This is a genomic window from Corallococcus interemptor, assembly GCF_003668875.1.
GTDB lineage: Bacteria > Myxococcota > Myxococcia > Myxococcales > Myxococcaceae > Corallococcus > Corallococcus interemptor.
In genome coordinates, this window is the sequence record NZ_RAWM01000007.1 from 126,880 (window position 1) to 139,044 (window position 12,165).

At 71.5% G+C, this 12,165-nt stretch carries 6 protein-coding genes and 1 pseudogene; 1 reads left to right on the forward strand and 6 read right to left on the reverse strand.

The window, feature by feature from the left end; genetic code table 11:
* Positions 1–5: 5 nt before the first annotated feature.
* From D7X96_RS04685 to galU, 5 genes are all read right to left on the reverse strand, one after another.
* Positions 6–5,228, reverse strand: coding sequence for a response regulator (locus D7X96_RS04685; RefSeq protein WP_121769081.1), 5,223 nt, complete (start codon positions 5,226–5,228; stop codon positions 6–8).
* A gap of 16 nt (positions 5,229–5,244) precedes the next feature.
* Positions 5,245–7,638: a replication restart helicase PriA gene (priA, locus tag D7X96_RS04690; protein ID WP_121724098.1), complete on the reverse strand. Its 2,394-nt coding sequence runs from the start codon at positions 7,636–7,638 to the stop codon at positions 5,245–5,247.
* 202 nt (positions 7,639–7,840) lie between these two features.
* Entirely contained in the window at positions 7,841–8,449 is a 609-nt protein-coding gene (locus D7X96_RS04695) for a glutathione S-transferase family protein (RefSeq protein WP_120550467.1), read from the reverse strand.
* A gap of 103 nt (positions 8,450–8,552) precedes the next feature.
* Positions 8,553–9,305, reverse strand: a complete 753-nt coding sequence (locus D7X96_RS04700) for a hypothetical protein (RefSeq protein ID WP_120550468.1) — start codon at positions 9,303–9,305, stop codon at positions 8,553–8,555.
* Positions 9,302–10,204: a UTP--glucose-1-phosphate uridylyltransferase GalU gene (gene galU / locus D7X96_RS04705; protein ID WP_120550469.1), complete on the reverse strand. Its 903-nt coding sequence runs from the start codon at positions 10,202–10,204 to the stop codon at positions 9,302–9,304. The genes D7X96_RS04700 and galU overlap by 4 nt, the downstream gene beginning before the upstream one ends.
* A gap of 60 nt (positions 10,205–10,264) precedes the next feature.
* Here galU and D7X96_RS04710 point away from each other — a divergent pair, with 60 nt between their 5' ends.
* A complete protein-coding gene (locus D7X96_RS04710; protein ID WP_233609989.1) occupies positions 10,265–11,134 on the forward strand; it encodes a PorV/PorQ family protein in 870 nt (289 codons plus the stop codon).
* A gap of 5 nt (positions 11,135–11,139) precedes the next feature.
* Here D7X96_RS04710 and D7X96_RS39885 read toward each other — a convergent pair.
* Positions 11,140–12,165 (reverse strand): annotated as a pseudogene (locus D7X96_RS39885) (hypothetical protein); the annotation flags it as partial.

The following is a 12,165-nucleotide window of genomic DNA, read 5'->3' on the forward strand; positions in this document are numbered from 1 at the left end:
GGGCATCAGTCGAGCAGATTACGGGCGTACTCGCCCCGCAGGCGGTCGTCTCCCAACGCCCGGGCGGCCTCGGTCAACACCGCGCGGATCTGCTGCGCGCGGTGCTGGAGCGCGGGGTCCGGATGGCCGGCGAAGCGCAGCGGGTGGAACTCGGCGGCGAGCAGCGCGTAGGCCCGCTTGACCTCCTCGCTGCCGGCCGAGCGTGCGAGCCCCAACACGGTGAAGTAGTCCGCGTCCTGGATCTCCTCGAACTTGGCCTCCAGGCGGTGCACGTCCAGCTCCGGCGGCAGGTCGCCCTGGGCGTCCTCCGACGGTGGATGCAGCGCGATGAGGCCCAGCGCCCGCGCCACCGCGAGCGTCTTGAGCGCGCCGTCCTGCGGCAGGCCCGCGCCCAGGAGCAGTGCCTCCAGGGTGCGCTCGCCGTCCACGGACTGGAGGAGCTGGAGCTCGCGGGCGGAGAGGCCGAAGTCCGCGGGGGCCATGTGCGCGTCGCCTCGGGCGACCGTGGCTCGCAGGGAGCCGGCGGCGTCCAGGAGCGATTCGGCGGTGAGCGTGTTGCGCAGCCCTTCCGCGAGCAGGTGCAGCGGCGGGCGCGTGGCGGCGGCGAGCGCGACCTCGTGGGGCGCGGGCTCCGGCACCAGGCGGTAGAGCGTGGAGGGCTCCGAGAGCGCGTCCAGGAAGACCTGTTCGGTGTAGCGCTGGACCAGCGGGACGGACTCGGCTTCGCGCACGTAGCCGCGTCCGCGCAGGGCCTCCAGCAGCGTGCCGGTGGTGGCGCTGCGCACGAGCCGCAGCTCGGCTTCCTGTCGCGCGTCGATGAGGCCGTCCGCTCGGGCGCGGTCGATGAGGGATTCGCCCTGCGCGGAGGACGCGGCGCCGACGAGGGCTCCGTCGCGCAGCCAGAGGACGCGCAAGGCGTTCATCACCTTGAGCTCCAGGCGGACCTCCATGCGCGCGTCGCACAGCCGCAGGATGAGGCGCGCGAGGCCTTCCTGCGTGAGGCTGCCGCTGCGGGAGACCGCCATCTCCGGGCGGCCGGGCGACTCGAGGGGGATGATGGTGGCCCGGGCCTGGGCCGCGGCCTCTTCGGCGTCGCGCAGTGCGCGGGCTTCGAGGGCTTCGCGCTCGCGCTCGGCCTGGAGGCGCTGTTCGACGGCTTCGGCTTCGAGCCGGGTGCGCGTTTCGCGCTCGCGGGTGAGCTCTTCGCGGAGCTGGTCGAGCTGGGCTTGCAGCGTGTCCCGGGCCTGGGTCAGGTCCGTGGCTTCAGCGCGGGCCCGGGCTTCGGCTTCGGCGCGGGCCTGGGTTTCGGCGGCGAGCTGGGATTCCGCGGCGGTGCGGGCCTGGGATTCGGTTTCGATGCGGGCTTCGAGGGCCTGGCGTGCGCGGGCCTCGGAGTCGAGGCGGACTTCCAGCACGGTGCGCAGACGTCCTTCGGACGTGGCCTTGGCGGTGGCTTCGGTGGCCTTCTGCTCGGCCTGGAGGGCTCGGGCCTCCGCGGCGGTGCGGGCCTGGAGTTGTTGTTCGGCGGTGGCTTCTGCTTCGGCGCGGGCCAGTTCGGCCTGGGCCACGCGGGCCTGTGCGGCTTCGTCGGCGTGCGTGGACTGCTCGGCGCGGGACCTGGCCTGGGCCAGTTCCTGCGTGAGCTGTTCGATGCGGGCCTGTGCTTCGGTCTGGGCCTGCGTGAGCTGTTCCGCTCGGGCGTCCGTTTCGGCGCGTGCCTGGGTGAGCTGTTCCGCCCGGGCATCTGCCTCGGCGCGCGCCTGTGTCAGTTGCTCGATGCGGGTTTCGGCTTCGGCGTGCTTCTGCGTCAGCTGTTCAATGCGCGCCTCGGCTTCGGTGCGCTCCTGGGTCAGCTGTTCAATGCGCGTCTCGGCATCCGCGTGCTTCTGCGTCAGCTGTTCGATGCGGGCATCCGCTTCGGTGAGCGATTGGGTGAGCTGCTCGATGCGCGCCTGGGCTTCGGTGTTCGCCTGGGTGAGCTGCTCGATGCGCGCCTGGGCCTGTGCGAATTGCTCTGCCTGGGTCCTGGAGTCGGATTGGAGATGCTGGAGTTGCTCCGCACGGGCCTCTGCTTCAGCTCGCGCCTGCTTCAACAGCTCGGCGCTCTTCTTCGCTCCAGCGTTGAGCTGTGCTTCGCGGGCTTCGGCTTCGGCGGCCTTGGCTTCGGCTCGCTGGCGGGCCTGCTTGAGCTGCTCCATCCGGGCGTTGGCCTGGCTCAGCGTCTCCGCGAATTGCGCCTCGTTCTGCTGCCTCGCCGCTTCGGCGGCGGCGAGGGCTTCTTCCGCTTGCGTGGCGCGGCTTTCGGCCTGGCTCACGGCCTGCGCGGACTGTTTTGCCTTGGCTTCGCCCTGGAGCAGCACCTGCGCGAGTTGCTGCGCCCTGGCTTCCACCTGCGCCAGCGCCTGCGCGGACTGCTTCGCCTTCGCTTCGGACTCGTTCAGCGACTGGGCCAGCTGATGTGCTCGCACCTCCACCAGGGAGAGCGCTTGCGCGGAGTGCTTCACCTTCGCTTCGGCGGCCGTGCGGGCCTTTGCCTCCGCTTCGGCCCTGGCTTCCGCTTCGGCACGCCGGGCCTCCAGGTCCGCTCGGAGCGCGGCCCCTTCGTCGTTCTGGCTATGTGCCTGCTCGGATTCGGCCTCTGCTCGCTGGCGCGCGTCTTCGCGAGCCTTGGACTCGGCTTCCAGCCGCGCTTCCACGTCCGCGCGCGCGGACTGCTCCAGCTCGGCGCGGGCTTCGGCTTCCTCGCGCGTCTGGGCTTCCTGGCGGGCCCGGAGCTCGGCCTCCTCGCGCGCCTGGACCTCCGTGGCGAGGCGCTTCTCGAGCTCGGCGAGCTCCAGCCGGGCCATCTCCGCGATGGCTTCGGCTTCGCGGCGGGCGCGCTCCTCGGCGTCCGCCCGGGCTTCCGCGTCCACGCGACCGGCGGCCTCGGAGGCGAGCCTTGCTTCGACCTCCGCGAGGGCCTGCGTCGCGGACACGGCCCGGACCTCGGAGGCTTCGTGTGCCTCGGAGGCCTGCTTCAACAGGGATTCGGCTCGGGCTCGGGCGTGGACCTCTGCTTCGGCGCGTACCTCCACCGCGCTCCGGGCCACCACCTCCGCATCCGCTTCGAGCCTCGCGTCTTCGCGTGCTCGCTCTTCGCTCGCGATGCGCTCTTCCAGCTCGACGCGGAGCGACTGCTCCGATTCGGCCAGGGCTTCCGCGTCGGCGGCTCGGGCCTCCGCCTCCTCGATGGCGGCGTGGGCCAGCGCGAGTTCCTCGCGCAGCGATTCCAGCTCCGCGACGAGATCCGATGATGGCTCGGCCGCGTCCGTGCGCGATGACGCGGGGGATTCCTGCTCCTGCGTGCGCGTCTTGTTCGCCCGCTGGAGTCCTCCGGGCACCATCAGCGGTGACGACGGCGCCTGGACTTCCAGCCGGGCGCTCGTGCTCTCCGCTCGCGACGAGGCACTGCCTGCATCCTCGGCACCGTCGCCCGGATGCGCGGAGGTGTGGCCGGCCCTTGCCGCCTCACCCGCTCCGGGCTTGTCGCTCAGCCCCTCGGCGCTACCTCCCGTTCCCGCCGCGTCACCCACTGCGGATTCGTTGCCCGCGCGCGTGGAGGTGCCGCTCGTGCCTGCCCCATCGCTCGGGTTCGCGGACGCAACACCGACGGTCGCCACGACGCCCGCGCTGCTCTTGCCCGACGAGCGCAGCGGCACACGGGCCGCGACGCGCAGTGGCCGCTCGGTGTTCGCTCGCGGCGTGGCGCTGTCCGACGTCCCGGCATCCCGCGACGCCTTGGACTCTTCCGGACCCGACGCCGCCTTGCCCGGCTTCGCGTCGTCCCCACTCGTTCGGGCCGCGGGCTCCGTCCACTGGAGGGGCTTGGACGCCTCCTCCTTCGTGTCGTCGACCGTCTCGGAATCGAACCAGTCCGACCCCACCGGCTTCGCGTCGGCGGAGGAGTCCTCCTGCTCGCGGGCATCAGCGGAGGCCTTGAGGTCCGCCTCCAGCACATCCCAGTTCGACAGGCCCGCCGCCGCCAGCTCCTCCTCGGTCGGCTCCGACGGTGCGTCGTCCTGCGCCGCCGCAGTGGCCCGCTCCTCCGCCGCCACGTCGTCCGCGACCGAACCGAAGTCCGTCTCGTCGGGGTCCTCCACTCCGCCCGGTGACGGACGCGCCGCCTCCAGCTCCGGATCCGGCTCCAGCTCCTTCCACGCCAGCGGCGCCGAGCCCTCCGGCTCCTCGGCCTTCGCCGCCCCGCTGTCCTCGTCCGAGTCGACGTCGAAGAACCCCTCGTCCCCCAGCTTCGGCGCGGGCTTCACCGGCCTCAGTCCCGGCGGCGTGAGGTGCTCCTCACGGAACGCGAGCTGGCCCTCCGCGGGCGCCTCTTCCGCGCCCTCCTCGTTCGGGAACGGGAAGCGCAGCGTGGAGCGCGCCTCCGGTGAACGGCCCTCTTCCGCGTCCGGCGGCTCCGCGTCCCATTCCGAGCCGACGTTCGCGTCCGGATCCTCCTCGCCCCACGCCTCACCGGAGTCCCCCTCCTCCGCCGCCCCGCTCCACTCCGACTTCGTGCCCACCGACAGCGCGGAGTCGATGGACGAAATCGACTCCGTCTCCACCTCCAGGTGCGCCTGCTCCAGCGCGGCGTTCATCGCCAGCTGGGTGCTGCGCTCGCGCTGCTGGGTCACCGCGTGCGCGCTGCGCTCCTCGCGCGTCATCGCCGCCACTTCCCAGTCCGTCTGGTTCAGCGGCGCCAGGTCCCCGAACAGCGCGTTGGCCAGCGCCGGGTCCCCGCCCACCGAGCGCGGCGCCGTCACATGCCACGCCTCGTCCGCCGGAGCGCTCCCCTTCGCCGGCTCCCCCAGCGTCCGGTTCTCCACCACGCGCCAGGCGTCCGCCTCCGCGGGCGCGCGGATCAACGTGTCCACCAACGTCACGAAGCTGGGACCGTCCAGGGGCAGCGGCGCCACCGGCGCGCTGAAGCCCTCGATGGCCTCACTCAGCAGCAGCACCCGGGCCTTGTGGCCGTCCGGGTGCACCACCAGCTCCTCCAGCACCACGCGCCCGCGGCCGCTCTCCACGCCCGGCGCGAGCACGATGAGCTCCGGCAGGTGATGGCCGAACGCGATGAGCGCGTCCGCGGCGGAGGTCGCGAGGATGACCTCGTGCCCTTCGCGGGACAGCAATCGCCGGACGGCGGCGATGGTGGCGATGTCGTCGTGTACGAGGAGGACCGAGGCGCCCATGGGGGAGCCCGGGAGTCTACAGCATGGCCCCGGGATCCACGTCGATGACGACCTTCACTCCATTCGGTACATCCGCCAACGCCGCCTCCAACCGGGCGAGCAATGGGGCGAGCGCCGCATGCGTCGGCGCCTTCAGGAGCAACTGCCAGCGCGTCTTGCCCCGGATTCGGGCAATGGGCGCCAGGGCCGGCCCCAGCAGGCGCACCCCCGCCGACGCTGGCGGCATGTGCCGGCCCACCAGGTTCCCCAGGAAGCGCGCCACCCCCGCCGTCTGCTCGGGATGCTCGCCCTCCAGCCGGACGGCCGCCATGCGCGCGAAGGGTGGGTACGCCAGCGCCTTGCGCCACTCCAGTTCCTGCTTGGAGAACCCGTCGAAGTCGTGCGCCAGCATCCGCTTCACCGGCTCCGCGTCCGGGTTGTAGGTCTGCACCAGCACCCGCCCCGGGTCCTTCCCGCGCCCCGCGCGCCCCGCCACCTGGGTCAACAGGTGGAAGGTCCGCTCGGCGGCCCGGAAATCCGGAATCGCCAGGGACGTGTCCGCCATCACCACGCACACCAGCGTCACGCCGGGGAAGTCGTGCCCCTTGGCCACCATCTGCGTGCCCACCAGCACGTCGATTTCACGCCGAGCGAAGGACGCCAGCAGCTCCGTCAGCTTCTCCGCGCTCGTCGCCGAGTCGCGGTCCAGCCGCGCCACGCGTGCGTGCGGCATCCGCTCCAGGACCTCCGCCTCCACGCGCTCCGTGCCGATGCCGAGCTTGAGCAGCGGGCCCGTGCACTCGCGGCAGCGGTCCGGCACCGGGAAGGCCACACCGCAGTAGTGGCACACCACCCGGTTCTGCGAGCGGTGGTGCGTCATGCACACGTCGCAGTCGTGGCACTTGAGCGACAGGCCGCACACCTCGCACAGCAGGATGGTGCTGTGGCCCCGGCGGTTGAGGAACAGGATGACCTGCTGCCCCTTGGCCACCGTCTCCTCCATGGCCTGGAGCATCTGCGGGCTCAGGATGGGCGCCTCTTCCGTCACCTGGCCCTCGCGCGGACGCTCCACGCGCAGGTCCACCAGGTTGATGGTGGGCATGGGCCGGTCATCCACGCGGTTCTTCAGCTCAATCAGCTTGTAGCGGCCGGAGCGCGTGTTCTGCAGCGTCTCCAGTGAAGGCGTCGCGGAGCCCAGCACCACCACCGCGCCGGCCTGCTTGCCGCGCACCACGGCCAGGTCGCGCGCCTGGTAGCGCAGCTTCTCGTCCTGCTTGAAGGACGGGTCGTGCTCCTCGTCCACGACGATGAGCCCCAGGTGCTCCACCGGCGCGAACACCGCCGAGCGCACGCCCACGGCGATCTTCACCGTGCCCTTGCGCAGGGCCTGCCAGTGGAACAGCCGCTCACGGTCCTTCAGCCCCGAGTGCAGCACCGCCACGTCGCCGCCGAAGCGGCTGCGGAAGCGCCCCACCAACTGCGGCGTCAGCGCGATTTCCGGCACCAGCACCAGGCTGCCCAGGCCGCGCGCGAGCGTGTGCTCCACCGCGCGCAGGTACACCTCCGTCTTGCCGCTGCCGGTGACGCCGTGCAGGAGGTACGGCTGGAAGCCGCCCACGTCGACGGCGCCCTGGAGCTCCTTCACCGCCAGGGCCTGCTCCGGGGTGAGGCGGTCCGGGCGGTTCTGAACCAGGCCCTCGCGCACGCCGGGCTGCAGCGTCACCTCCACCCACTTCACGAACTTGCGCGTGGCCAGCTTCTTCAGCGTCTCGCGAGCGCCGGGGATGGCGTGCGTCACCTCGTCCAGCGGCGCGCGTCCGCCCACCGCCAGGAGGTACTGGAGCACCGCGGCCTGCGCCGGAGCGCGCGCGAGCTGAGGCGGCACCTCCGCGACCAGCGCCTCCACGAAGAACTGGATGTCCGGCTTCGCTTCCTTCTCATCCACCGCGGTGGAGAGGCCCGGCGGCAGCGCGCCGCGGATGACCTCGCCCAGGGGGTAACGGTAGTGCTCCGCGGTGAAGCGCAGCAGCGCGATGAGGTCCTTGGGCAGGGAGGGCGAGTCCTCCAGCACGCGCTGGATGGGCTTGAGCCGCACGCCGCCCTCCACCGGCGCGTTCGCGGGCCCCAGGTAGAAGCCCAGCGCCATGCCCCGGCCGAAGGGCACGAGCACGCGCTGGCCCGGGGCGAGGTTGCCCGCGAGCGCCTCCGGCACCAGGTAGGTGAACTCCCCGCGCACGGGACGGCCCACGGCGACAGAGGCAAGTTGGGCAGGGGTGGCGCTCACGACGGGGCGCACTGTACCGGCGTGCTCCCGCTGCGACACTTCCCTTCCCACTTCCGTACGCCGCGTCCGCAACGGAATGGAACCCCGAGCGGGGGTCGCTCCTGGTGCCCGCGGAAAACCACCCAGCGCGAAGTGCTCTTGCTCCATGACCGCCCTCTTGCCGCTCGACGTCCCCGGCCCGCCCGTCCTGCACCCGGGATCCACTGTGCCCCGGGCGTCTGACATTCCCCTGGTGCTGGCCCCTGATGCTGGAAAGACGAAGGGCCCCTCCCGGCCCTGCGGGGCAGGGTTCGGAAGAGGCCCGGGGGCCTGCGAACGGCGCGGAAAGGAAGGGGCTCGTGCGGGCGGGCTAGCGGCCGTGGGCCTTCTTCACGGACGGCCGGTTGGACACGCGGTCCCACCAGGCGCTCACGTTCTTGTGCGGAGCGAACAGGTCCTTCTCGCCCACGGCGAAGAGGTACTCCACGTACGGCGCGAAGCAGACCTCCGCGAGCGTGAAGTCATTGCCCGCGAGGAACGGCCGGTTCGCCAGCGCCGCGTCCAGCACCTCCAGCGGACGCTTCACACCTTCACGGCCCTTGGCGATGTTCTCCTCGTTGTTGGTGTTGAAGAAGCGCTCCATGACGATCTTCATCGCCGGGCCGGAGAAGTAGGACTGCTCCACGCCGATGAACTGCTCCATCAGCGCGTAGGCCTTGGGGTCCGCGGGCGTCAGCGACGTGCCCGGCAGGGTGCGGTCCAGGAAGCGGGCGATGGCGCGCGACTCGTACATGATGAAGCCGTCATCCAGCTCCAGCGCGGGCACCACGCCAAAGGGCTGGCGGGCCAGGTGCGCGGGCGTCTTCTGCTCGTGCTTCTGCAGGTCGATGTTGACGAACTCGGCCTCGCGGCCCTTCTCCGCCAGGACGGTGAGGACCTTGCGGGTACACGTGCTCATCGGGTTGCCATAGAGCTTCATGCGAATCGCCTCCGCGCCATGAACCGGGGAAATCCCGGTTCTGGAACGGGCGGGACTTTCACCGTCAGCCCCGCCCGCCGCAAGCGATTCAGCGCGGAACGCGCTACTTGAAGAGCGTGTCCGGCACGGCCGAGCGGTTGTCCGCCTTGAGGGCCGTGAAGCGCACCACGCGCTGGCCCGCCTTCCAGACCTCCACCGTGCGGGGCATCCAGTCCCCGGTGGCCGGGGACGCGTAGTCCAGGAAGCGCACGTCCCAGGCCGCCCCGGACGCGTCCGAGTAGCGCACGCGCGCGGGCCGGAAGGCGTCCTTGTAGACCCAGAACTGGGGCTTTCCTTCGGCGGGGTCTCCCAGCACGTAGGCCACCTCGCCGCCAAAGCGCGCCAGCGACGTGACCTTGGTGTTGATGCCCAGGCCCTGGAGGTACGCCTCCTGGGCCAGCTTGGTGTCCTGCACGCTGCCCGCGTCCTGCGCGAGGATGGCGCACACCTGGGCCACCAGCACGGAGACGGCGGGAAGCTCCTTGCCCTCCACGCGCTTCTTGCCGGAGGCCTGCACCGTGGAGGACTTGAGGCTGCTGTCCGGCGAGCTGGCGTCGAAGCGGCAGCGGCCCGGAATCTTCACGGACAGGACGCCGTCACCCTGGAGCTCCGGGCGGTCCGTGGGGACGTTGAGCGCGGCCCCCGCTTCCTGGACGCCGGTGGAGGAGAAGATGACGGAGCCTTCCACGCGGAAGGCCGACAGGTGCTTGTCCTCCCGCGCGGTGGCCATGCGCCGCAGGATGGAGCCGCCGGGCAGCACGTAGGCGCCGGCGGTGAGGGAGGCGAGGACTGCGGATACGGCGATGAGACGCTTCACGGCTTCTCCGTCTTGACGACCTCGCGCAGGTACTCCAGGAGTCCTCCGCGCAGGTCGGGGCGCTTGAGCGCATAGGCGATGTTCGCCTTGAGGTAACCCACCTTGTCACCGGCGTCGTAGCGCTGGCCCTGGAACTTGTAGCCCAGCAGACCTTCGGTCTTCTGCAGCGTGGCCAGGCCGTCCGTGAGCTGGATTTCACCGCCCACGCCGGTGGTCTGCTTCTCCAGGATGGGGAAGATGGACGGGGGCAGCACGTAGCGGCCAATCACCGCCAGGTTCGACGGGGCGGTGCCCTTCTTGGGCTTCTCCACCACGTTCTCAATCTGGATGACGCCGTTGCCCAGGTCCTTGCCGGCGGCGATGCCGTACATGTGCGTCTCGCTCTCGGGGACCTCCATGAGCGCGATGACGGCCTTCTGGTGCTGCTGGTAGACGCGCGCCAGCTGGCCGATGCCCGGCTCCTCCGAGTCGATCATGTCGTCGCCCAGGAGGACGCCGAAGGGCTCGTCGCCGATGACGCTCCTGGCGCACAGCACCGCGTGGCCCAGGCCGAGCGGCTCCTTCTGGCGCACGCTGTTGATGCGCGCGAGGTTGGCGATGGCGCGCATCCGGTCCGCCTCCGCCGTCTTGCCGCGCGCGCGCATCGTGGTCTCCAGTTCGAACGCGATGTCGAAGTGGTCCTCGATGGCGCCCTTGCCGCGGCCGTTGATGACGACGACGTCCTCCATGCCGGCCTTCACCGCCTCCTCCACGATGTACTGGAGGGTGGGCGTGTCGACGATGGGCAGCATCTCCTTGGGCACGGCCTTGGTGGCCGGGAGGAAACGGGTGCCCAGGCCAGCGGCGGGGATGACGCACTTGCGGATGAGCTTCGCTGCCTTCGTGTCGGTGGAGGACATGGGGCGGGGAATCTATTGGTGGCCCAGAACCCCAGCAAGCCGGATAGATTCCCTCCAGCCATGCCGCTCCGTGCCATTGCCGCCGTCGTGTCGTTGACGCTCCTCCTGGTCCCCTTCACCTCCCGCGCCGTCACCACCGAAAGGGCGGATGAGCTGCGCAACGTCGCGAATGCACGGTCCCTGGGCATGGGCAGCGCCTTCCGGGCCACGGGCCTGGGTGCGGATGCACTCCTGGGCAATCCGGCGGCGATGGCGCTGTTCCCGGCCTACCGGATTGAAGGCACGGGCGCGGTCGACCCTCGCAACAAGGAGGGCTACCTGGGCATCAGCCTGGCGGACTCCAGCAGCGGCCGGCTGGCGATGGGCGTGGACTACCACTGGCTGTCCCTGGGGCGCGGCGGGGCTCGGACGAAGTCGAGCTACAGCACGCTGGGCGCGGCGCTGCCCCTGGGGCAGTCGCTGCTCATCGGCCTGTCGGGGCACTACCTGCGGTTGAATGGCCAGTCGCGCTTCGCCAACTCCGTCACGATGGACGCGGGCCTGATCTTCCGGCTGAGCGAGCAGCTGTCGCTGGGCGTGTCCGGGCACAACCTCATCGACACGGACAACGTGGAATTGACGCGCTACTTCTCCGGGCACGTGGCCTACGTGGGGCCGTCGGTGGTGGTGGCGTTCGACATGCGCGGAGACTTCGAGACGCGCGACTCCTCGGTGTTCACGTACAACACCGGCGCGGAGTACATCGTCGACCAGACGATTCCGCTGCGCGTGGGCTACACGTACGACGGCTTCCAGCGGGTGTCGCGCGTGACGGTGGGCGCGGGCTTCCTGTCGCCCGGAGGCGGTGGCGTGGACCTGGCGTACCAGCACGACCTGGGCGGGCTGAACGGGCGCATGCTGGCGCTCACGCTGCGGCTGCTGGTGAACTGAAGCGCTTAGCGGCCCCGGCCGGATTCGGTGGGGTCTCGCAGGGCGAGGTAGCGCTCGGAGGCGGCGAAGCGGACCAGCTCCTCCAGCTCCGAGTCGTGGGGGCGGCGGGCCCGGAGCACGGTGAGCGCGGGGCCCGGGCCTCCGCAGGCGACGAGCCCCGCGCGGTTGGCGGAGTCTCGCGCGGCGGCGACGAGCAGGCTCGCGTCGAAGTCCCGGGTGCCGGGCTCCATCAGGACGGCGGCTCGCTCCAGGGCCTTGGGTGAGAGGGATTCGCGCACCACGCGGGCGTCGTCGCCGGCGTCCTTGGGGTTCTTGAGGACGGAGGACAGGAGCGCGAGCGCTCGCAGCAGGTGGTCCTTGCGCAGGGCGCGCAGGGCGAGCAGGTCCGGGGACAGCGAGAACAGCGCGCGGCCAGCGTGGAAGCGCAGCTCGGCGTTGGTGGGGGGCTGCTGCACGAGGAGCCGGCCCACGACGAGGCGCGGGGCGGTGGTGTGCAGCGGGGTGATGTTGGCGGTGTCGTCGTCGCCCGCGACGAGCTCCGGCAGGGGCACGCCCAACAGGCGCGCGGCGGTGTTCAGCGCGTCGAGGACGGCGGCGGCGCCCGGACCGGAGGATGCGCGCAGGGGCTCCGTGGTGTTGGCGATGCGCGCGGGTGACGGGAACAGCCGGCACAGCGCGATGCCCACGCACGCGAGCAGTTCGCCGGACGGGGTGCGCAGGCCCGGGTGGCGCAGGCCGGCGCGCTCCTGATTCGTGAGGGGCGCGCGCTGCACGCGAGGGGCGGAGACGTCTCGGCCCTCCAGCGCGTCAGCGAGCTCGCGCATGAGCGCGGAGCGGGTGGCGTCTCCGCGCTGGTCGAAGTGGTCCACGAGGCCGCGGTAGGGCTTCGGGTCGAGCGGCCGCTCGCGCACGAGCTTGAAGACGAGCGGTTCCGCGGAGGTGGCGTCCGCGGGAGGCGCGGTGTCCGGGGCTGCGGCGGGCGTTTCACGCGTCTCCGTGGAGCCGACGGTGGGGCGGCCGCTGGGCTGGGG